This is a genomic window from Vibrio sp. V04_P4A5T148 (genome assembly GCF_963875605.1).
Taxonomy (GTDB): domain Bacteria; phylum Pseudomonadota; class Gammaproteobacteria; order Enterobacterales; family Vibrionaceae; genus Vibrio; species Vibrio anguillarum.
The window spans coordinates 20,065-42,497 of the sequence record NZ_CAWNMS010000042.1 but is presented as its reverse complement, the minus strand read 5'-3'; the positions used below and the strand labels follow the sequence as shown (position 1 = coordinate 42,497).

22 protein-coding genes are annotated in these 22,433 nt (G+C 43.7%); 10 read left to right on the top strand and 12 right to left on the bottom strand.

Translation table 11 applies throughout. The features are described from left to right. Nucleotides 1-386: 386 nt before the first annotated feature. Nucleotides 387-1,274 (bottom strand): LysR family transcriptional regulator, encoded by an 888-nt coding sequence (locus tag AACT18_RS09115; protein WP_013868239.1) that lies wholly within the window; start codon nt 1,272-1,274, stop codon nt 387-389. A gap of 125 nt (nt 1,275-1,399) precedes the next feature. Here AACT18_RS09115 and AACT18_RS09110 point away from each other — a divergent pair, with 125 nt between their 5' ends. The 3 genes from AACT18_RS09110 (at nt 1,400) to AACT18_RS09100 (ending at nt 3,381) form a co-directional block, all read left to right on the top strand. Beyond that, the gene (locus AACT18_RS09110) at nt 1,400-2,038 is read left to right on the top strand and encodes an NAD(P)-dependent oxidoreductase (protein WP_017043238.1); all 639 of its coding nucleotides are present in this window, start codon (nt 1,400-1,402) and stop codon (nt 2,036-2,038) included. Nucleotides 2,039-2,153: 115 nt separating this feature from the next. Next, nucleotides 2,154-2,876 carry a sulfite exporter TauE/SafE family protein gene (locus tag AACT18_RS09105; protein WP_013868241.1) on the top strand — a complete coding sequence of 241 codons (723 nt, stop codon included), beginning with the start codon at nt 2,154-2,156 and terminating at the stop codon, nt 2,874-2,876. A 73-nt stretch (nt 2,877-2,949) separates the two neighbouring features. Further along, a complete protein-coding gene (locus tag AACT18_RS09100) occupies nt 2,950-3,381 on the top strand; it encodes a YccF domain-containing protein (protein ID WP_094146617.1) in 432 nt (143 codons plus the stop codon). 79 nt (nt 3,382-3,460) lie between these two features. On the opposite strand, the gene AACT18_RS09095 is transcribed toward AACT18_RS09100, so the two are convergent. Beyond that, nucleotides 3,461-4,327 (bottom strand): glycerol kinase, encoded by an 867-nt coding sequence (locus AACT18_RS09095; protein WP_094125470.1) that lies wholly within the window; start codon nt 4,325-4,327, stop codon nt 3,461-3,463. 241 nt (nt 4,328-4,568) lie between these two features. Between AACT18_RS09095 and AACT18_RS09090 the strand changes: the two genes are divergently transcribed. Beyond that, nucleotides 4,569-5,426, top strand: coding sequence for a Vmh family MBL fold metallo-hydrolase (locus tag AACT18_RS09090; protein ID WP_019283043.1), 858 nt, complete (start codon nt 4,569-4,571; stop codon nt 5,424-5,426). Nucleotides 5,427-5,441: 15 nt separating this feature from the next. On the opposite strand, the gene AACT18_RS09085 is transcribed toward AACT18_RS09090, so the two are convergent. The 4 genes from AACT18_RS09085 to AACT18_RS09070 all read right to left on the bottom strand — a co-directional run bounded on the left by AACT18_RS09085 (nt 5,442) and on the right by AACT18_RS09070 (nt 8,759). Continuing rightward, complete coding sequence (locus AACT18_RS09085; RefSeq protein WP_013868244.1) at nt 5,442-5,849, bottom strand: hypothetical protein; 408 nt, start codon at nt 5,847-5,849, stop codon at nt 5,442-5,444. Beyond that, complete coding sequence (locus tag AACT18_RS09080; RefSeq protein WP_094125290.1) at nt 5,846-6,337, bottom strand: methylated-DNA--[protein]-cysteine S-methyltransferase; 492 nt, start codon at nt 6,335-6,337, stop codon at nt 5,846-5,848. Before AACT18_RS09080 ends, AACT18_RS09085 begins: the two co-directional genes overlap by 4 nt. 1 nt (nt 6,338) lies before the next feature. Next, nucleotides 6,339-7,703 (bottom strand): AlkA N-terminal domain-containing protein, encoded by a 1,365-nt coding sequence (locus tag AACT18_RS09075; protein WP_441351402.1) that lies wholly within the window; start codon nt 7,701-7,703, stop codon nt 6,339-6,341. Nucleotides 7,704-7,868: 165 nt separating this feature from the next. Further along, a complete protein-coding gene (locus AACT18_RS09070) occupies nt 7,869-8,759 on the bottom strand; it encodes a LysR family transcriptional regulator (protein ID WP_013868248.1) in 891 nt (296 codons plus the stop codon). A gap of 148 nt (nt 8,760-8,907) precedes the next feature. On the opposite strand from AACT18_RS09070, the gene AACT18_RS09065 reads away from it, so the two are divergent. Next, nucleotides 8,908-9,267, top strand: coding sequence for a DUF413 domain-containing protein (locus tag AACT18_RS09065; RefSeq protein WP_013868249.1), 360 nt, complete (start codon nt 8,908-8,910; stop codon nt 9,265-9,267). Between the two features lie 266 nt (nt 9,268-9,533). Here AACT18_RS09065 and AACT18_RS09060 read toward each other — a convergent pair whose 3' ends face one another. Continuing rightward, nucleotides 9,534-9,785, bottom strand: coding sequence for a DUF3081 domain-containing protein (locus AACT18_RS09060; RefSeq protein WP_017044957.1), 252 nt, complete (start codon nt 9,783-9,785; stop codon nt 9,534-9,536). 311 nt (nt 9,786-10,096) lie between these two features. Between AACT18_RS09060 and nagB the strand changes: the two genes are divergently transcribed. Then, a complete protein-coding gene (gene nagB, locus AACT18_RS09055; RefSeq protein ID WP_013868251.1) occupies nt 10,097-10,897 on the top strand; it encodes a glucosamine-6-phosphate deaminase in 801 nt (266 codons plus the stop codon). Between the two features lie 127 nt (nt 10,898-11,024). On the opposite strand, the gene AACT18_RS09050 is transcribed toward nagB, so the two are convergent. After that, a complete protein-coding gene (locus AACT18_RS09050) occupies nt 11,025-11,321 on the bottom strand; it encodes a bactofilin family protein (RefSeq protein ID WP_305951630.1) in 297 nt (98 codons plus the stop codon). An 8-nt stretch (nt 11,322-11,329) separates the two neighbouring features. After that, nucleotides 11,330-12,277, bottom strand: a complete 948-nt coding sequence (locus AACT18_RS09045; protein WP_017044959.1) for a M23 family metallopeptidase — start codon at nt 12,275-12,277, stop codon at nt 11,330-11,332. A 639-nt stretch (nt 12,278-12,916) separates the two neighbouring features. Here AACT18_RS09045 and AACT18_RS09040 point away from each other — a divergent pair. The 4 genes from AACT18_RS09040 to AACT18_RS09025 all read left to right on the top strand — a co-directional run bounded on the left by AACT18_RS09040 (nt 12,917) and on the right by AACT18_RS09025 (nt 17,758). After that, complete coding sequence (locus AACT18_RS09040) at nt 12,917-14,866, top strand: PTS mannitol transporter subunit IICBA (protein ID WP_019283047.1); 1,950 nt, start codon at nt 12,917-12,919, stop codon at nt 14,864-14,866. A 116-nt stretch (nt 14,867-14,982) separates the two neighbouring features. After that, complete coding sequence (locus tag AACT18_RS09035) at nt 14,983-16,131, top strand: mannitol-1-phosphate 5-dehydrogenase (RefSeq protein ID WP_094125497.1); 1,149 nt, start codon at nt 14,983-14,985, stop codon at nt 16,129-16,131. A 61-nt stretch (nt 16,132-16,192) separates the two neighbouring features. After that, complete coding sequence (locus AACT18_RS09030; protein WP_010319258.1) at nt 16,193-16,723, top strand: MltR family transcriptional regulator; 531 nt, start codon at nt 16,193-16,195, stop codon at nt 16,721-16,723. 105 nt (nt 16,724-16,828) lie between these two features. Then, nucleotides 16,829-17,758, top strand: a complete 930-nt coding sequence (locus AACT18_RS09025) for a Gfo/Idh/MocA family protein (RefSeq protein WP_176428327.1) — start codon at nt 16,829-16,831, stop codon at nt 17,756-17,758. On the opposite strand, the gene nhaD is transcribed toward AACT18_RS09025, so the two are convergent. From nhaD to AACT18_RS09010, 3 genes are all read right to left on the bottom strand, one after another. After that, on the bottom strand, nt 17,755-19,203 hold the full coding sequence (gene nhaD, locus AACT18_RS09020; RefSeq protein WP_088733080.1) for a sodium:proton antiporter NhaD: 1,449 nt from the start codon (nt 19,201-19,203) through the stop codon (nt 17,755-17,757). The genes AACT18_RS09025 and nhaD overlap by 4 nt on opposite strands. A gap of 169 nt (nt 19,204-19,372) precedes the next feature. Then, on the bottom strand, nt 19,373-20,677 hold the full coding sequence (locus AACT18_RS09015) for a dicarboxylate/amino acid:cation symporter (RefSeq protein ID WP_094125499.1): 1,305 nt from the start codon (nt 20,675-20,677) through the stop codon (nt 19,373-19,375). 482 nt (nt 20,678-21,159) lie between these two features. Next, entirely contained in the window at nt 21,160-21,603 is a 444-nt protein-coding gene (locus AACT18_RS09010; RefSeq protein WP_013868258.1) for a DoxX family protein, read from the bottom strand. Between the last annotated feature and the right edge of the window lie 830 nt (nt 21,604-22,433).

Here is a 22,433-nt window from a genome sequence, read left to right as displayed (position 1 = left end):
GATCTTAAGTTTAATTTCATTTTTGTTATTTATTAAGCACTTAATTTGCTGGCTTAATCATGTTTTTGTGTGAGATATTGAAAGGGATAATAAACGCTCATTTACTTGATGAAATTTTTATTTCAGGGTTAAATGATGATTTCAACAATGCTGGTTATTTTTACTAATAGTATTAAGTAACTTATCAACATTTATTGTTGATTGTTTTAGTGTAAGTAAAAATATATTTTTATTTTCACTTAACTTTTTAATAGGTAGGTAGTATGTCTGTGAGATAAATGAGGTCATCTACAATATTAATTATAGATAATTTCATTTTTGGCATTAACACTATGTTTAATCTAGCTAATAATATTGATTAAATTATTAGCTAGAATGACTTAACGCTAAGCGATGAGATCGTTTTTCCAGCTTTGAGCGATGAAATCAATGAATTGGCGAACCAATGGGGTTTGATAGCTACGAGAAAGATACACAGCCCATAGTGCGCTGCTTGGGCTGTGAAACTCTGGCAAAACGCGTACTAGTGTTCCTGAGGCGATAAAGACATTTGCAAGATCGCATGGTAGCCGTACGATGCCTTTGTGATGTAGGGCAGCACGGCATAAAATTTCCATATCATTAGCGCGGATGTTGCCATTCACGGTGACAGAGAGCTGTTCATTGTCTTTAACCACATCCCACTTGTTATTACTCATGTGTACAAAGCAGTTGTGCTGGGTTAAGTCATTGGGTGTATTGATAGGAGGGTGTTGGTTGAGATAGCTAGGGGAAGCGCATATGACGGTGCCGACGCTCATTAAACGGCGAGCGATGAGCGTATCATCCGGCTGTTGGGTAAAACGCAGGGCAATATCCACGCGTTCATCGACCAGTTGTGAAAGGCGATCTGAAGCGACAATGTCAATTAACACATTGGGGTGTCGTTGCGTGAAGTCTTCAACAACGGCCAATAACATGTTTTGAGCAAGGCCTATCGGCGCGGCAATGCGAATGGTACCGTTTAAGAGTTGTGACTGTTCCAACGCCCGTGTTTCAAGTTCGGCAGTTTGGTGCAAAATTTGTTCGCAACGGATTAAAGCCTCTTCACCGGCGGTGGTTAGGCTGACTTTGCGTGTCGTGCGGTGCAGTAACCTCTGCTTTAACCAATCCTCAACTTCTTGGACATGACGTGACACTTGTAATCGACTTAAGCTCAAGTTGTCTGCGGCTTTGGTAAAACTGGCAGTATTTGCCACTTCGATAAAACTGCGCATGGCGGTTAGTCTGTCCATGGTAGGCCTTTATTAGATACGAATATTGATACAATCTACATCATTTTTGAGTGTTTTTCCTCCTTCGTTTAACTACTAGACTACAATTGTTGTCGAGAAACAGAAACCGAATGAGGAAATAAATTATGAAAATTGCAGTATTAGGCGCATCAGGTTGGATTGGTAGTCACATTGTCAATGAAGCAAAAGCACGGGGCCACGAGGTGATCGCGTTAGTGCGTGATTCAAGTAAAGTCGATGCTGAAGGTGTTAGCGTTCAACTATTTGACTTACAACAGCCTTTGTCAAAAATTAGCGCTGCGTTAGCTGGTGTTGATGTCGTGATCGCTTCTATCGGCGGACGTGCAGCTGGCAACCACGATATTGTTGCAGCTACAGCGCAAAAACTGCTGTCAGATCTACCGCAAGTGGGTGTGGATCGCCTACTGTGGGTTGGTGGTGCGGGTTCATTGGAAGTCGCTCCCGGTATCAAATTGGTGACCGTAGAAGGTTTCCCTGAAGAGTACAAAGGGGAAGCATTAGCGCAAGGCGAAGCGTTGGATCTCTTCCGTGCGAGTACAAGCAAGGTTAATTGGACATTTGTTAGCCCGGCCGCTGAGATTTTTCCGGGTGAGAAACAAGGTGCTTACCGTGTGGGCGGTGACGCTCTATTGTCTGATGCTGAAGGTAACAGCAAAATCTCAGTCAGTGACTATGCCCTCGCGATGATCGATGAGTTAGAAAGTGCCGCTCACCCTCGTCAACGTATTGGTGTTGCTTACTGATACCAGACCGATAGATCCATTTGGCTATTCTCTTGATCGAAAATTGCTGATAACGTGAACGAAGTAATGCTCTCTATGGGCATTACTTTTCTTTGTTTCGCTTATAGGCATTTTAATGGAAATGTTCAGTAGTACGGCGCTTATCGCCATGTTTCTTATTTTCTTGGGTTCATTTGTGCAAACGGCGATTGGTTTTGGTTTAGCGATCGTCGCAGCGCCCTTGCTGTTCTTGATCTCCGCCGATTACGTTCCTGCCCCCATTTGTATCGTGGCGCTGTTTATTTCTATCTTGAACGCCTTAAAGCATCGCTCGAACATTGAGCTCGGCGGTTTAAAAATGGCGCTGATTGGTCGCGTTCCCGGTTCAATTGCGGGCGGTATCCTTCTGGTTTTAGTCTCGACGGATGTACTGGCGTTATGGCTTGGTTTATTGGTGTTATTTGCCGTGGCTGTTAGTTTATTGCCGTATCGCATCGAACCTACCCCGATAAAAATGGGTATTGCGGGTTTTTTCTCCGGCTTCTTTGGCACCAGTTCCGCGATTGGTGGGCCGCCGATGGCGTTGATCCTACAGCATCAAGAAGCGAATCAGTTGCGTGGTAATCTTTCGGCATTTTTTGTGTTTAGCTCGATTATCTCTTTGATCATTCAAATACCGGCAGGTTTTCTGACGTTGCATCATTTATGGATAACGATTCCGCTTATCCCCTCAGCTTGGTTGGGCTATAAGTTGGCGATGATGACCACGCAATCACTGCCCAAAGATAACATCCGTTTCGCTGCGTTGCTGCTTTGTACGATAAGCGGCGTTACGGCGGTATGGCATGGTTTAGCCTAGCGTTAATCTTCCGTTCAGGTCATGCAATGATACTGAAAGGGTTTATGGATCTATTTTGTACGGAGTAGTAGTGATGAGAACAATCGGCAATATTATTTGGTTTTTACTGGGCGGAGTGTTTATGGGGCTCGCTTGGTGGTTTTTTGGTCTCCTTGCCTTTATCAGCATTATTGGCATTCCATGGGGGCGTGCTTGCTTTGTTATCGGTAACTTTTCGTTTTTTCCTTTTGGACAAGAGGCGATTTCCCGTGATGAATTGACCAATCAGCAAGATATTGGTACCAGCCCATTTGGCTTAATCGGCAATGTGATTTGGTTTGTTTTCGCTGGTTTTTGGTTAGCCGTTGGTCATATTTTATCGGCGGTGGGGTGTTTTATTACCATCATTGGCATCCCTTTCGCACTACAGCATTTGAAACTCGCGGTTATTTCTTTGGCTCCGATTGGTAAAACCATCGTCCCGAAAGAAGAGGCGGCGAGAGCTCGCTATTCTTCTTATCGTTAATATAGGTTTTGTTTTTTGCTCCTTTTCTCTCGTGTTGCTCTCTCAGTGACGAGGGGAAGGGGGCATCTTGCCAACGCGATTAATACGCTTTAATCCCAAACTCTCGCAGTTTTCTGGGCAGAATGTCATCTAACTGCGCAATGTCTTGCGGGTGAATATTAATCAGAGCAAAGCCGTGATCGTGGTAAATGGCTTGAGTTTGTAAGCGCGTTTTTTCGTCGGTTGCGCCATTATCTGAACCCCAATATTGTAAATAGACTTTCCCTGTTGGCAGATAAAAATCGCACATCACATCAGCTTCTATCGGCAACTGACGCTCATAAGCGTGGACGACGCCCGCCAAATAGAGCCAATTATCGATCAATAATTCGCCGGTTGAGCGAACATAGTGGCCGTCTAAGGTGCGATGTTTTGCCTCAAATTTTTGGCGAAAGTTGGACAATGATTTATCGGTCGATTGGCTGTGAGCCTCTTGCCCTAAAAATTCGACGATGGATTGTTTCAAACGTTTATTGCGCGTCACCGTATCATGCCAAACAACAAATAATTGCTCAGAAGCTTTGTCTTCACGTTGCTGGGCGCCTGCTCTGAGCCCAGCCTCCGTTACTTGCCAGCCTTTTTCTGTTTTAGATATCCAGCCTAACTCACTCAATAGTTGATTTATTTTTTTTGGGTTGAGCCTGAAATGATCGCCAAGCTGAGTGGCACTTAACGTCTTTCCGCTGGTGGCTTGTGTGTCGACGAGCAAGTTTTCCGGCCAGACAATAAATTGGCCATATTGCGTGTGCTGGGCGTATTCGCCGCCAAATTTTGCTCCCAGTTCTGTTAATACCCACTTGTTGTCGAAGCGGTTAATGTACCCTGCTTTTTGGAGGTTACTGAATAGTTGTTTAGCGTCGGTATTGCGCAATTTAGCCAGTGCCGAGGTTGAATGTTTTTCTACCATCGTTCTCTCCTATCCCTCTTGAAATCGATCCAACAGATTGATATCCCTACCTTACTTGAATTTTTAATAAATGACAGTGTGAGTGCATGAGATCGTTTTTAAAAAACAGAGTGATTTGAGTGAATAATGCTTTTATTAGTATCTTAAATTGAATCAGTGAAGTTCATTATTGGATCTATTTGTTCTAAATAAAAAACAATAAGATGTTATTACTTCGAACAATGAATGAAAGGTAAACACAATGACAATTTCAAAACCGTTGATAACGGGTTTTTTGCTAGCAAGCACTTCTTTCTCAAGCTTAGCCGCATTGACGTTTCAAACCTACAACCCAGGAGAAAATGGAGTCTTTCCAGTCAGCTCAACACTGATTAGTGGTGAGAAACAAGCGATTTTAATTGATGCTCAGTTTGGTACAAAAGATGGCCAAGCTTTAGTGGACATGATTAAGCAGTCAGGTAAAGAACTTAAGGCCATCTATATTAGCGCTGGTGATCCTGATTATTATTTTGGTCTAGAACCGTTGGTTGCGGCGTTTCCTAACGTTGATGTTTTAGCAAGCCAAGCGATTGTTGAGCATATCAAGTCGACGAAAGACGCTAAGCTACAGTTTTGGGGCCCGATACTAGGAGAGAGTGCGCCAAATAAAATTATTGTCCCTAAGATTTTTGACCATCACGAGTTTTCATTAGAAGGTGATAAGATCGAAGTGAAAGAGCTTAATACACATCAAGCTTACTTATGGGTGCCTTCTGAGAAAACGATTGTCGGTGGTGTAGCGGTTGTCTCTGGTATGCATGTTTGGACGGCTGATAGTCAAACTCCGAAAGCGCGTGGTGAGTGGGTTCAAGCTTTAGAGAAAATGCAGATGCTTAAGCCAAAGAAAGTCATTCCTGGACATTATTTTGCTGATATACCGCAGGGTGTCGAAGCCGTAAAATTTACTAAGACATACTTGGAGAAATTCGAACAGGCTATTTCAACCTCAAAAGACTCGGCACAAGTGGTATCTAAAATGGTTACAGCTTATCCAGCGCTTCCAGGTAAAGAAGACCTTGAATTAAGTGCGCAAGTGAATATGGGTGAGCGTACTTGGTAACAGTATCAACGCGAGTCATTGGCTCGCGTTTTCTACTCCAGACGGTTTGGCTTCAACATTACCTGTTTTTACCCATACGTTACTCAATTTATACATGGCGCAGACACTGCATGTGAGCACTTCTCCTTTGCCATGGATCACAAGCACGATATCTTCTCGTTTTTCTTTCGAGTTATTGCGTAGCTGGATCGTCAGTTGATTACCATCCACGCTGTAAGCGCGAGACCAGTGCTGAGTTTCAGATTCAGCACGTACAACACCCTCTTCGAAAATTAATAAGTCATCATTGAACTGGTTGTCATAAGTCCCTTTGAACTCATAAGTTTCACGGTTTAACCAACGTTCAAGGTCATCTTGAAAACAGCCTTGCAAAGTGGCTGTAAGGACGAGAATACTGATTGATTTTGCCGTAGATCTTATCATGTTGCTGCAACCTCTGTTGTTGTTCGCTCAAGTTCTAATAAGCTCGCTTTACGGTTTAAGCCCCCCGCATAGCCAGTGAGTTTACCACTTTTTCCGATCACTCTATGGCAAGGAACGATGATCGAAATTGGATTTCTACCATTGGCCAAGCCGACAGCCCTTACGGCTTTGGGGTTACCGATCGCCTCTGCAATCTGTTGGTAGTTCCAAGTTTCGCCATAAGGTATCTTGCATAATGCTTGCCACACAGATTGTTGGAACTCGGTGCCTTTTGCCGCTAAAGGTAAAGTAAATATAGTCCGTTTTCCGGAAAAGTACTCATCTAACTGTTTGATAGTATTGATGAGTATAGGGCAGTGTTCGGATTTTACCCCTAACTCTGTTGACATGGTGGTTTCGGTTTCAAACCAAGCCCCCAACAAACCTTGCTCGCAAGCTTGCAATGTTATGATTCCTAAGGGGCTGTGATAGTGGGTGAAGTTATTCATATTAGTAATTCCAGCAGTGAAAGGTGGCGTAACTTCCCCAAGGTGAAACCTTGTCTGCGTTCAGCTCAGGAAAATGGCTTAAGGCCTTCTTAACCACCAAATCAGTGTCTAGAAAGCAATCTGAATCGGACTGACCTCTTAACCTAGCGTAGTTTACGGTCCACGGCCCAATACCTTTTAGTGAAAGCCAAGCATCCACATCGGCTTCAGGGTGTTGGCACATGAATTGAGCAAAGCGTGTTAAGGTCTCTTTTCGGCTGTGTGGCATCTTTAAAAAGTGCAAGTCAAGCTGTGCGATTTGTTCCGGGCTTGGAAAGTAACTGCTCGTGTTTTGAGCTGGGTTCACCGCATCGACTAATCGGTTGAGCTGGCCAATGGCTGCTTTTATCGAAACTTGTTGACCTAAAATAGCTCTGACTCCCGCCTCCCAACAATTCCAAACGCCGGGAATGCGGATTCCTGAACGAGTGACTAAACCCGGAGCGCAGTCTTCCAAATAGGCCTCGATGTGGCTGATGTCGGCTTCGAGGTCAAATAGGCGGCGTAGTTTTGCCACCAAGTAACGCAGTTTGGTGATGTCTTGCAACTCGAATTCAACCTCTAAATGGGTCTCAGAGGTTAAGCTGGCACGAAACCAGCCGGTCGTATTTTGTATGTTGAAGGTGCGTTGATAATGATTGTTACTGACCTGTTCAATGGCGTTTACTGCACGTAATCGATAGAAATCTAGCATATGTTGCCAATCGAAAGGGCCGCGAAAAGAGAGTGTTAATAGGTTTTCTGTCATCAATGCTGTTTTAGATTGCCGCACTTGGCTGGGGGTCAGTTGCAACGTTTTGATAAACGCATCGTTAAAGCGGCGGGTACTGTTGAACCCACAAGCGAATCCTATATCGGTAATGGACAGAGCACTGGAATGCAACAACTGCTTAGCAAACATCAACTGATGGTACTGAGCATATTGTTTCGGTGACACTCCTAAATGAGTTTGAAACAGTTGTCGTAGATAGCGGTCACTGATCCCCAAACGTTCGGCAAATTGAGCCAGATTGCTCGATTGTAATTCACCTTGCTCAATAAGCTTGATTGCACGCAAGAAGGTGGTTTCAACTCCTTTCCATGCCCAAGAATGAGGTGCACTGTCTGGGCGGCAACGCAGGCATGGCCGATAACCCGCTTGTAGAGCCAGCGCGGAGTTGGCGAAGTATTCAACATTCTTTTCTTTTGGCAGGGTTGCCGGACATATTGGGCGACAAAAGATGTTGGTTGTTTTGACGGCAACGAAAAATCGTCCATCAAATCGCGGATCACGGCTAGTGCGAGCTTGTTGGCATTGTTCTTTATCGAGTTCCATCCATGGTGTCATTTGGTATAACGAGCCTTATGCAGTTTTTATAAGCTAAGTGTATGCATGAATTCTGTCGATACTAGCCATTTTCGGAACTGGATGGCTTTTCCTGCGGCTTCTCTTGAAAAAGGATATTCATAACGCTGTATTCAATACCCGCTACAGCGTTATGAATTTGTTGGGTCAGTCGAGAATGACCTCGCCCGCTTGTTGTAATGAGTAAGCACTACTAGGGTTGATGTTTTTGACTAACTTTTCCACTTGCATAATGGCTTCTATCGATGAGCTGTTTTTTCGGTAGCTGAGGAAGATGGGACGCTGCCAATCTTCCACATTGTCAATTCGATACAATTGGCCAGAGTGGATAAAAGGTTCAACAAGTGAGGTAGGAAGGTAAGCGCTTCCCCCTTTTTCTAAAATGAAATCAAGTGCGATACGAGCGGTCGAGGTGCGCAAATAGGGGGTTGGCGTCTTCGGATGTCGCTCAGCATGCTCGGAGGCGAAACGGCTTCCCCAATCGACGTACACGTATTTATTATCAAAGGCGGTTTCCAGTGTGTCAGGACGCGTCGAAACCAACACCAGTACTAAATCTGCGACTTTTTTGCAGTTTAGCTCTTCGGCTTTAATTGGGTCAAAGGCAAACGCCATATCTAAGGTACGCTCCAGTAGGCTGCGGTTGAGCTGCTCGCGCCCCATGACTTCCGCCATAAAGCCATAACCGCTAAAAGCATCAGTCACAACGCTTAAACAGTTTTGTAGATGAGCATCCCAAACGTTGGGCGTTCCCCCTAATGTCAGCTGCAAAGCTCGGCCATTTTCCAAAGAGAGCTCAAACTTGGCTTGTTGCAAAGTAGCCACCATCACTTCGGCATAGCCAACGAGTCGTTCTCCTGCCGATGTGAGCTTTATGTTGTTGCGATCACGCGTAAACAGTTGAGCATCAAAATAATTTTCTAATTGCTTGATGCGTGCACTGACGGCGGCTTGGGTCAAATAAAGGTTTTCAGCTGCTCGCCCAAAATGACGTACTTTGGCGAGTTCGAGAAAAGTGCGAAAAACTTTTACATCCATATTAAATCCTCTGAAATTACCCCGTCAGATTAACAAGGAAGTGCAATTATGACGATAAAAAATTTTTGTTTTTCTTTTCGGAGATTTACGCCTAATTTTCGCGTGATCTATCGCTACATGGTAGTAGCGCCATTCACATGAGGTTGATATGTCTGAGACTGAATTCCGTCACGGAAAAAAACGTTTTTACGACAATACAAAGTTTCCACGAGGCTTTGCTAAGTCTGGTGATTTTACTCTTGCAGAAGAAGAACTTCTCGCCATTTATGGTGGTACCATGCTTGGTCTTGAATCTGGTGAACTCACGCCAGAGAATGCCGAAGAAGCTCATTTTGTTAAGGCGATTGAAAACCCAGGTAAAGCGAAATCTAAGTTAGAGCGTGTCTGGTTAAAATACACTCAACTTGCTCGCGGTCGTAAGCGTTTCCATACGTTGAACGGTCGCAATAAACCTGAAAGTGGTGACGACTATAATGATGAAGAAGTTAGCTTAACGGAAGAAGATTAATCTGTATCTCTAATGCAGGATCTTAAGCCGTAATTTGGTCAGCTTTCTCATTTATCTCTTCAGCCTTATTGTCTCAATAAGGCTGACAAATTCGCTTGCATCGCCTTTCATATAAGAGATCTCTGTGCAAAAGAGTGTGACTCAATCAAGATGAGAAAAATGCTTTCGCTCAAAGCCCTAGTATTGATGACTCACTCGGGCTTTGCATTATCGCCACTCTGCTCATGTGGTCACGCTTAGCCAATCCATGAGCTGAGTCAACACCGCTACTTAGCCAAAATGGCTACTTTTTTCAAAAAGCTGTCGCGTAGATGCTCTTGGTCATAATCGAGATGGTAGGTATTGTGGAAGCCAACTTTTAGCTCCACACCATTTCCTCGCATGTAAATGTTATAGCCGTCATAGTCTGAAAAAGCTTCGATACCTTCATAGATTTTCCCGAATTCAGTCGGTGTACCATGCGCCATTACTGTTTCATAAGCATGGAGAATTTTCGCGGGTTCAAGTTCGTTTTTCATGGCATTTGCTCCTTTCTTGCTTGTTACTCCAAGTATGGGTAATGAATGCACGCTTCGCCAGATAGTGGAGTGATAGCGACTCAAACTTTACTTAATTTTATAGATGAATTTTTATCTCATTTGGTTATAGCATGTGCCGTATTAGTTAAGCTTACCTGTAGAAATTGCTACAAATTTAAGCGCATTTCTGGTTGAGATTTGAAGAAAGAGCGAAAATTTGACCTAAAACAATGGCAGTTACCTAACACTTATTTTATAATGCGAATTAATGTTCTATTACACCATAATATTCCAATAACTAGGGGCCAATCATGAGACTTATCCCGTTAAAACAGGCTGCACAAGTCGGCAAGTGGGCAGCAGCACACATCGTAAAACGTATCAACGCATTCAACCCAACGGCAGACCGTCCTTTTGTATTGGGTTTACCTACTGGTGGTACACCATTGACGACTTATAATGCACTGATTGAAATGCATAAAGCAGGCGAGGTGAGCTTTAAGCATGTCGTGACATTTAATATGGATGAATACATTGGTATTCCTGAAAATCATCCGGAGTCATACCGCTCATTTATGTATAACAATTTCTTCAATCATGTTGATATTCAAGAAGAAAATATCAACTTACTGAATGGCAACGCACCAGATGTTGATGCAGAATGTAAGCGCTATGAAGACAAAATTAAATCATACGGCCGCATTAATCTATTTATGGGCGGTGTGGGTAATGATGGGCACATCGCGTTTAACGAGCCTGCTTCTTCACTTTCGTCACGCACTCGCATTAAGACACTGACAGAAGATACACGCATTGCAAACTCTCGCTTCTTTGATGGTGATATCAACCAAGTTCCTAAATACGCGCTAACGATTGGTGTAGGCACACTGCTAGATTCAGAAGAGATCATGATTTTGGTGACAGGCCACAATAAGGCGCTGGCTTTGCAAGCGGCCGTGGAAGGAAGCGTCAACCATTTGTGGACAGTCTCCGCACTACAACTTCACGCGAAATCAGTGATTGTATGTGATGAACCATCGACTCAAGAACTAAAAGTGAAAACCGTAAAATACTTTGCGGAATTAGAAGCAAAAAATATCGAAGGTTTCTAAGTCTCTCCCAGCAGAGAAAGGACATTCATAAACAAAAGGCCTGCTAACATCAGCAGGCCTTTTTACACTTTGTAGCAAATGGGACTTTCTATCAAATGGGGAAGTGCGAACGAAATCGGTAGTTGAATTAACCTTCAGCAGCGATTTTCGCTTCTTTTAATTCAACTACTTGTTTCTCCGGGGCAGGGTAGGTTACTCCATTAAAGCGCCCACCTTGTTCAATGCTCAAGTCGTCGCTATAAATAGACCCTGTGACGCTCCCTTTGCTTAAAATTTCAATTTTAGTCGCGTGACATGTGCCTTGGAACTCGCCATTAATGATGATGTGGCCTGCGTACAGTTCACCATTAACCGTGCCTGTTTCACTAATGACGATGGTTTTATCAACGTGCAATTGACCTTCTACCGACCCGTCAATTTGAATGTCGCTTTCTAACCTGAGTTCCCCACTAATGGAACAGCCTTTTGCGATGAGAGTTGTAGCTGAGTGCTGACTCTTAGCTCGACTTTGTTTACTAAAGATTCCCATCGGATACCTCTTACCTTACTAAATATCGTTTCAAAATCATTCACGCCCCAATCAACAAAAGGTCTTGGATCTAATGAACGGCCGACAAATCGAATTTCATAGTGCAAATGTGGGCCAGAAGATAACCCACTGTTTCCAGAATAAGCAATTAAGTCGCCCTTCTGTACAAAATCGCCCCCTTTCACGGCAAATTTTTGCAAATGAGAATAGGAGCTGGTAAATCCATAAGAGTGCTGTAAGCGTAAAAAATTGCCTGACCCTTTATCACTGGCGCGAGTGACTTCGGCAACGCCATCGGCTGGTGCATAAATTGGCGTGCCTATGTTAACCGCAAAATCTTGCCCGCGGTGAATTTTGACGTTGCCAGTGACAGGATGAATACGCTCACCGTATCCTGACGAAATTCTCGCATTATGCACAGGTGCACCGCTGGGTATTTGGGTCAGCATCACCATTCTAACTGAAGAAGTGATAGCGGCGGTGTCTAAACGTGATTCTAATTCCGCTCCGCTTTCATCCATACCCAATACTTTTTCAAGATCGCCGAGCCTGTCTGAAACAACCTGCATCTTCTCTTCTCGTTCGAGCAGGTCATTCTCTAAGCTGTTTTTTAGCTCCTTTAAAGAGGTGACTTCTTCGGTCAGTGACATCGACTGGCTCTCTAACTCTTGTTGCTTGAGTTTAGCAAAATCAACTTCATCAAGAAGGTAATAGATAACGCCGCCAGTGGCGAGAATGCTGGCAACCAGCACATAGCCAAAACCTTTTAAAAAATGTCGGAACCATTTACCGAGATGAAAGTGCTTCGTCCCATGGATGGATGAAACGGAAACAACCACTCTTTCTTTCATGAATTCGTTCACAGCGTCTATGGTTAACAGTACAGCCGATTCTAACAGGGAATGCTCAGGGTCAAAACATTTTGCGTTGTAAGGCTATACTCGTCCCACCTCTTATTGTTCGGTTTGTGAATTGGAGCGTATCCTTGGCCTGCTTTTAGAGGAAGATCCGATGTTGTTAGTAAAAAAAGCCATATTAATGTATGAGCTCATATTAATATGGTTTTGTGTATATAAGTTACAAAATAGACAATATGGAAGTGGTGGCTTTATTTTGATTAGTAAAATAAAGATGTAATTGTGATGTTCATCACTTTTGGTTCTTTAATTTTTAATAATTAAAGTGAAAGTGTGATTTTAATCTCTTTTTTATTAAAAGTTAAAACTCAAAAAGTATGGCATTGATCGTTTAAATCTTGTTGACAAGTTGTATTTTTGTTTTTTGTTGTAAATTTACATGTCAATTTAATGACCATGATCACGAAGAAATGATTTGTAAGCTAGGATTTATGAGGGGCTGATCACGAAAAACCCGTCGTCAGTTCCAGAATGAAATTGTGTGGTAAATTGATTGTGTACTAAGCAATCAACGGTTTTTCGCAGAACCGTTACAACAACAATATTCATCAGAACATCGAACGGGGAATCCACATGATATCACCAGATGCAAAGATCAAGATACAAAATTTTGGTCGCTTCTTATCTAACATGGTTATGCCAAACATTGGCGCGTTTATCGCGTGGGGCTTTATAACCGCACTATTTATCCCAACAGGTTGGCTACCGAATGAAACGTTAGCATCTATGGTTGGGCCGATGATTACTTACTTATTACCACTGCTGATTGGTTACACGGGTGGTAAATTGGTTGGTGGAGAACGTGGCGCTGTTGTCGGTGCCATCACCACAATGGGTGTGATTGTCGGAACAGATATCCCCATGTTCATGGGAGCCATGATGGTTGGCCCTATGGGTGGTTGGGCGATCAAAACCTTTGACCAACGTGTTGAAGGTAAAGTAAAAAGCGGTTTTGAGATGTTGGTAAACAACTTCTCGGCAGGCATTATTGGTATGCTTGGCGCAATCTTGGCGTTTTACCTTATTGGGCCATTTGTCAAAGTGCTCTCTGGTGGTTTAGCGGCAGGCGTAAACTTCCTAGTTTCAGCACACCTTTTACCACTCACCTCTATTTTTGTTGAACCCGCGAAGATCTTGTTCCTTAACAACGCGATTAACCACGGTATTTTCTCACCGTTAGGTATTCAACAAGCCAGTGAAATGGGGCAGTCAATCTTCTTCTTAATTGAAGCAAACCCTGGCCCTGGTCTCGGTATTTTGTTGGCTTACATGGTGTTTGGTAAAGGTACAGCACGTCAAACAGCTGGTGGCGCTTCCATCATTCACTTCTTCGGCGGCATCCATGAGATTTATTTCCCATACATACTGATGAATCCACGTCTGATTCTTGCAGCGATTGCTGGTGGTATGACAGGGGTGTTCATTTTGACTCTCTTCAATGCAGGTATTGTTTCTCCAGCGTCTCCTGGCTCTATCTTTGCAGTGTTACTGATGACACAGAAAGGATCGATTGTTGGCGTATTATGCTCAATATTTGGTGCGGCAGGTGTGTCCTTTACCGTTGCATCATTATTGATGAAAGCACAGAGCAGCACCGAGGAAGAAGGTGATGAAGCGGCGTTAGAAAAAGCCACATCACAAATGAAAGAGATGAAATCGAGCGCAAAGGGCAATGTGACGACGGCTTCTCAAAAAAGCAATATTGATTTAGCCAACGTGAAAAGCATTATTGTTGCTTGCGATGCGGGTATGGGTTCAAGCGCAATGGGCGCAAGCATGCTGCGTAAAAAAATCAAAGATGCGGGCTTAGCGATTCACGTCACTAACCTTGCCATCAATAGTTTGCCGGAGAACGCAGAAATCGTGATTACTCATAAAGACCTGACTGGCCGCGCACGCACACATGCACCCAGTGCACAGCATATTTCACTGAGCAACTTTTTAGACAGTGAAATGTACAACCAGCTTGTGACTAAGCTTTTGGCAGCTCAACGCCCTAAGGCGGCGAATGATAGCGATGTGGTTAAAGTATCCATCCTCGCTGCGAATGACGACAGCTTTGAAATTCAAAAACCGTCCGTTTTTCAAATCCAAAAAGAAAACATTCACTTAGGTTTGAATGCCGCTAATAAAGAAGAAGCCATTCGTTTCGCTGGCAATAAGTTAGTTGAGCTTGGCTATGCGGAGCCTGAGTATGTTGATGCCATGTTTGAACGTGAGAAAATGGTATCCACTTATCTTGGAGAATCGATTGCCGTTCCTCATGGCACCGTCGCCGCCAAAGACCGTGTGATTAAAACGGGTATTGTGATTTGCCAATATCCTGCTGGTGTGCAGTTTACGGACGACCAAGATGGCGTCGCGAAACTGGTTATCGGTATTGCCGCCAAAAATGATGAACATATTCAAGTTATTACCACCATTACCAACGCACTCGATGAGCCTGATGCTATCGAGAAGCTCACCTCAACCAGAGACGTGAGCGATATCTTGGCCATCCTATCGGGTAACCAAGCAGCGTAACGCTTTTGCTCCTGAGGCAAAACGAGGTCGGCTGTTCCCCTATACTGCTGACCTCACCTCAATTGAAGTATTAAGCGCTCTTTTCTCTTTTAGATAAGTTTTTGGTAGGTAAGATTATGAAAAATGCAGTACATTTTGGCGCGGGTAACATTGGTCGTGGTTTTATTGGTAAATTATTGGCCGATGCAGACATTGAAGTGACTTTTGCCGATGTAAATGAACCTTTGGTCGATCAATTGAGTCATCGTCAAGAATACAAAGTAAAGGTAGTGGGTTCTGAGTGCAAAATTGATACTGTCACTCATGTCACTGCGGTGAATTCAGCCAGTAATGATGTGATTGATCGCATTGTAAAAACGGATTTAGTTACTACAGCTGTCGGCCCTGCAGTGCTTGATATCATTGCGAAAACGATCGCCAAAGGCATCACCAAAAGATTTGAAGCGGGCAATGAACAGCCACTCAATGTGATCGCTTGTGAAAACATGGTGCGCGGTACAACACACCTGAAAGGCGAAGTGTATAAATATCTAGACCCATCGCTGCATGCTAAAACCGATGAGTTAATTGGTTTTGTCGATTCCGCGGTGGATCGCATTGTGCCACCTGTCGAAGCCGCGAACGATGACCCGTTGGCTGTGACGGTTGAAAGTTTCAGCGAATGGATTGTTGATGAACAGCAATTTAAAGGTGAGATCCCCAACATTGAAGGGATGGAAAAAACCAAGAATCTGATGGCTTTTGTTGAGCGTAAACTCTTCACCTTAAATACTGGGCACTGCATTACCGCCTATTTGGGTTGTTTGAGTGGTCATAAGACGATTCGTGAAGCAATTGAAGATCCTGCAATTCGTCAGCAAGTGAAGCAAGCCATGCACGAAAGCGGTGAAGTACTCATTCGTCGTTACGGTTTTGACCCTGAATTGCACGCCGCTTATATCGAAAAAATATTGAGCCGCTTTGCCAACCCATATTTGGTGGATGAAGTGGATCGCGTTGGTCGTCAGCCAATACGAAAATTAGGCCCCAATGATAGATTAATCAAGCCATTACTCGGTACAATCGAGTACGGTGTTGAAAACAAAATGCTATTGAAAGGGATTGCGGCGGCCCTTAAGTATACCAACGACAGCGATCCTCAAGCGGTCGAGCTTCAAACATCATTGAACCAATATGGCGTATGTAAAACACTGGCCCATTACACAGGGTTAGATGAGCAGAGCGAGCAGGTTAAGCAAATTGAAGCGATCTACAAACAGCTTTAATCACATAAATACTTTGGAGGGCGCTAATGCCCTCCCTTTATAACAACAATTAGTACAGCGTATGGCAGATAGAATTAACGAAAGCGATATAATTGAACGACTGAATAGTGCCCATTCGGTGCGCGGATTCTTTATTACGACGGTTGAAGTGTTCAATGAGGCGATTGATGCATTAATGCAACGCATTTTTCGCAAAGATAACTTCGCTGTCCAATCAGTAGTTGGCCCTCTATTGCAAGATTCTGGACCACTCGGCAACTTGTCTGTCAGGCTAAAACTGCTGTTTGGTCTTGGGGTATTACCTGATGATGTTTACCACGATATTGAAGATATCATCAAACTGCGTAATCAACTCAACAGTGATGGTGCTGAATACGAGTTCACCGACCCGAAAATTTTGGTGCCGATAAAAAAGCTTCATTTGGTGGCCAAAATGGGCATGGTGCAGTTGGAAGTATTGGAACCGGATGGCGACATTGAACTGGATTTTTACCAGCTTCAACTTCAGCGTCAGCAACAAATCATCAAATCCGGGCTCTCATTGGCGATTGTCGAAATTTGCAATGAACTGAACAAAGAGAGCCCATTTTAGCCTCATCCCAGACAGGCAAGGATTGCCTTTTCACTGAGTTCTACACCTCCCTTTTTTATCTTCTTGTGTTAGCCTAACCTTCATCTAACGAAAAGAGATTTGATGATGAAAATTGGCATTATTGGTCTAGGTGATATCGCGCAAAAGGCGTATCTTCCGGTCATCACACAGCGCCCAGATTTAGAATTGGTATTTTGTACTCGTAATCCAGCTCTTGTTACGCAACTAGCGCAGCGTTACCGCATTTCAGAGAATTGCACGGATTATCGAGAGCTACTTGGCTATAACGTTGATGCGGTTATGATCCATGCGGCGACCTCGGCTCACCCTCAAATCGCCCAATTTTTCCTTGAACACGGAATTCCAACCTTTGTTGATAAGCCGCTAGCCGACAGCGCAAGCGCCTGTGAAATGTTGTATGAGCTTGCAGAAAAGCATCGTCAACCTTTGTATGTGGGGTTTAATCGCCGTCATATTCCGCTCTATAACCAATACCTAAATGCAGTGCAAACTGGTAATAGAAACGACTTACGTTCGCTTCGTTGGGAAAAGCACCGCTATGATCTGCCCGGTGATGTGTGCACCTTTATCTTTGATGATTTTATCCATCCGCTAGACAGCGTAAATGTGAATGCTAAAGCCACATTGGATGATGCTTATATTACTTACCAGCAGCATCAAGGTCAGTTATCCCGCTTGGATGTTCAATGGCAACACGGCGAAAGTTTGCTGCATGCCTCAATGAATCGCCAGTTCGGCATAACCGCTGAGCGAGTCAGCGCGAGCTTTGTGAATGAAGGTTTTGAGTTTGATTCGTTTACACAAGGAAAACGTTGGCATCAAGGGCAAGAGCAAGCCCTTAGTTTAAAAGATTGGACGCCAATGCTGACCAGTAAAGGTTTTAGCGCCATGATTGACGATTGGATTGGCGTGATAAACAGCGGAAAGCTGGCTTCAGAAGTGGTGGCACGTAACTTGGCCTCGCACCAGCTGGCAGAGGCGCTGTGTCATTATATTGCGAAGCAAATTCGTTAAAACAAAGCGTGATTGAGTAGTAAGTGGACACCAATACTTGCGGCGTAGCCTGTTGCAATAATCGGTGTCCATTTTAGATGGCCTACAAAGGTGTATTTGCCGTGTGCAGCGCCCATCAGAGCCACTCCTGCGGCTGAGCCAATCGAGAGTAAACTGCCGCCGACGCCCGCTGTTAATGTGACGAGCAACCAGTTTCCGGTGGACATATCGGGTTCCATCGTCAGTACTGCAAACATGACGGGAATGTTATCGACAATCGCCGAAAGAAACCCAATCATCACGTTTGCCCATATGGGGTTCCATTGGCTATACATCACTTCCGAGATCAAGCCTAAATAACCCAGTAAGCTTAGCCCTCCTACGCACATGACCACCCCGTAGAAAAACAGTAGCGTATCCCATTCGGCGTGTGAAACTCGCTTAAAGACATCGAATGGCACCACAGAGCCAATACGTTTTAGGGCGGCCTCGTCATTATTTGCAATCGCAATTACGGTTTTTTTGGCCAGCGAAGTAGGTAAGGTTTTCCTGAGGAAGTAGCCAAAAAATTGTAAGTAAGCGAGCCCCATCATCATGCCTATCACGGGTGGAAAGCGCACCACAGCATGGAATGCTACGGCGGTAGCAATGGTTAACATGAAAAGTACGACAATACGGCGGGCTCCGCGTTTAAGCTCGACATGTTCATGCAGGGTGGTTGGCTTTTCCTTGGGCAGAAAAAATGACATCAGCAATGCAGGAACAAGGTAGTTGATCACAGAAGGGAGAAACAGAGAAAGGAACTGTGAAAATGGCACATGGCCCGCTTGCCAAACCATTAAGGTGGTGATGTCTCCAAAAGGGCTAAAAGCGCCTCCGGCGTTAGCCGCTACGACGATATTAATACAAGCAATGTTGATAAAACGGGGGTTGTTTCCTGCCACTTTTAGTACGACAGCGCACATCAACAGTGCGGTGGTTAGGTTATCGGCAATTGGCGAGATGAAAAATGCAAGCAGCCCCGTGATCCAAAAAAGAGCACGAAAATCAAAACCTTTTCCCACCATCCACGCTTGTAATGCATCAAATAATCGCCGCTCTTCCATTGCACTGATGTAGGTCATCGCGACTAACAGAAACAGCAATAATTCGGCGTATTCCAGCAAGTTATGCTCTAGCGCGTTTTTGGCAATCTCGGTTAATTCATACTGCTGATAAACATAACCAATCATGGCCCAAATTAAACCAGCTGCAAGTAACACAGGTTTAGACTTTCGTAGCTTAAGGTACTCCTCCATCATGACCAAAGTGTATGCCAGAGTAAAAATGACTAAAGAGGCATAACCAATCGTTGAGTGTGTTAGATCTAACGAATCGATATCGTTAGAGGAAGCGAGAGCGACTGAAGGAAAGAGTAAAGTGCAGAACAAAAGAAGCCATGTGCGTCGAGGTATCATTGTATTCACTCCTAGAAAGTTAGGCTGATAAAATTCTAGATCTATTGAAGATAGTTCGGTGTGAGATAGCTCTGATCTGCTTGATTTTTAATCTTATTCTTGACCTGTAAAGCGAATAAAGAAAAACCCTGTAGCAATAGCGACAGGGTTTGATTTTGATGAGTGGAAGTGAAGAAAGTTAGGCTTGAGCTTTTGCTAAATGGACTTCTTCTTCTTTCACGCCAGCTTGTGGATCATTAAAGCGAGCTTCATCTAACGCGCCTTCTGTTTTCGCCACAATAAGAGTCACACAGCTATCACCAGTAATATTGACTGCGGTGCGGATCATATCTAATAAGCGGTCAACACCCATAATCAAAGCAATACCTTCTAGTGGCAAGCCGACTTGGTTTAGCACCATCGCTAGCATGACAAGACCAACACCCGGAACGCCTGCTGTACCAACAGAGGCTAGTGTTGCCGTGAGGATGACCATCACGTAGTCACCCATGGTTAGGTCGATATTGAACGCTTGGGCAATAAATGCTGTCGCAACGCCTTGCATGATCGCTGTGCCATCCATGTTAACGGTCGCACCTAGCGGAATGGTGAAAGAAGCTATCTTGTTATCAACCCCTAAGCGGTTTTTAGCCGTTTCCATGGTGACGGGTATAGTCGCATTGGAAGAGGCTGTAGAGAAAGCGAACATAATGGCATCTTCCATTTTACGGAAGAAGGTGATTGGACTTAAACCAGTAAAGCCTTTCAACATCAAACTATAGGTGACAAAACCGTGTAGCAGCAGGGTAACCGTCAGTACTACGAAGTATTCTGCGAGGTTCAAAATGGCACCTAAACCAAGGCTTGTGAACAATTTCGCCATCAGGAAAAATACGCCGTATGGAGCAAGGTTCATCAACAAGGCGACTAGTTTCATAATAACTTCGTTCAAGTCATTAAAAACGCCCGCAATACGCTCGCCCGGTTTACCCGCGGCACTGATGGCTATGCCAAATAGTACTGCAAAGACGATGACCTGCAGTGTTTTACCTTCTGCCATCGCGCTGATTGGGTTGGTCGGGAACATATCAATAAACACTTGGCCCAAAGAAGGGGCTTGCGCAGATTGGAATGAGCTTGCTGCGGTTAAATCGGCTCCGGACCCCGGTTGAAACACAGTGCCCATTGTCAGTGCCAGTGTGATGGCAATCGCAGTGGTTGCGATGTAAAAGGCTAGGGTTTTACCGCCCATGCGGCCAAGTGTGGTGAGATCTTTCAGTGAGCTCGTACCACAAACGAGAGAAACAAACACGAGGGGTACAACTAACATTTTTAAGCTGGCGATAAAGATTTTTCCGCCAACATCGAATAAGCCGTTAACGATATACGCGTCAACAAATCCGTTTTCAGCAAATAGGGCTCGAATGGCAAAGCCAGTCAAAATACCCGCTACCATACCTAAAATAACACGGCCGGTAAGCGACATCGGTTTTTTGGTATTCATTGTGAACACTCCTTTATTTTATGCACTTCGACATCATTTCAAAGCGTGCCGCAGGTTAGCAGGGCTGAGTGCAAATCAAAAAGTAAAATAATGTTAACGGTTAATTGCTGTGATCTTTATCACTTAAAACTGCCCGTCTTTTACGTTTTAATAACCTATTTTTGGGTTTAAATTTTTATTTTTTATCATTTGGCAACACATGAGTCTTTTGTGTTAACAAATGTCACTATTCTCATCTAATGGTAATTCGCTAGTTTTCATTCAATTTTAAGCTCGTTTGGTTGCATATTTACCCATTAAGGTTGCTTTATATGAATAGGGTCTCAACGGCACTTTTATGTAGCATAAAAAGAAGGGCATGCAACACAAGTAGAGAAAGGAAGGAAAGTGATACTAAGTTGAATGTTATCGACTGAAAATCTTAACGTTTGAAGGAGGCTTGGCCTCCTTCAATGAAACGGTATGCTGGCCTTAGGCATAGATTATGCGAGCTTTTTATTTAACCAGTTATCAAGTGCCAATTTGCCAGCACCAGAGAAAACCAACGATACACTGGCTGCAAGCAGCGCAAGGCCAAACTCATAACCGTTATTAGCCATGAATAAGCCGTTACCTAAGTGTACAGAAGCGATTGCGACGATCATCGTAATAGAAAGAAGCAAGGCGGCAGGGCGAGTTAGTAAGCCAAGTAAAATGAATAGGCCCCCAAAGAATTCACCACTACCCGCTAAAAATGCCATCAGCACACCTGGGTTTAAGCCAATTGAAGCCATCCATTGACCTGTGCCTTCTAATCCATATCCTCCAAACCAGCCAAAGAGTTTCTGCGCACCGTGCGCCATAAAAATGATGCCAATTGGGAAACGAAGCGCAAGCGCAGAAAATCCAGAAGTTGATGTGGTTAGTTGTTTCAATAGTGCTTTCATTAAAGTGTCCTCAGATTCATTAAAAGGTAGTAGGTGCTCAGCGGCTTCCTAGCTGTTGGAGCCAGTGTAGAGTGATTCGTAACCTGAGATAACTCACTCCGTTTGATGATTAAGTTCGAAAAAATTGAACAAGATTTATATAGTACTTTTCTTAGCGCGGGGAATGTTGTGACCTTCTATCTATGATGAATCATGCCGATTGATCGTCTGATATCCCCTTCCTACTTGAAGCTGCAGCGGTGTTGGTTACGTTCGCTCACTTCATCAAATCGTTTATCTATGCTCATGGGGGCAACTTACTTTCCAACCTACCTGCAACTTCAAGTTGTGTAGTTATATACAATATTATCATTTATATGGACACTAATAGCATTCGGATTGACCTGTATTTCATAGTAGTGTCTTTTCAAAGGAGCAGATAATGAATTAAAAAACGAAGAAGGTTACTAAAATAAACGGGCTACCTTTGGGTCGTTAGCTATATCTTTCTTTACAATGTCATCCATCATCTGTTTTCTCTTTCCCATGGTTTATAAAAAGTGCAAATATTAAAATAATGGAATAAGTGTCAAGAAATAATCAGATTTATGTCCGAGTAGATAAATATCTTATTTTTTGGTCATGAGGATAAATAGTGAATTACGTTTTGATAAAATACCAAATTAGTTGGTTTACAGTTCCAGCAAAGTGCTCAGCCATAGATTAAAGAGCTTCGAGAATGAAGGCTTTTTCCTTCCCATTGAAAGCTGTAGCGATATTGGCTACATTTTTAGCTATTGCTATGTGGTGCTCACTTGCCATATCGACCTGCAACTTCAAGTTGTTTAGTC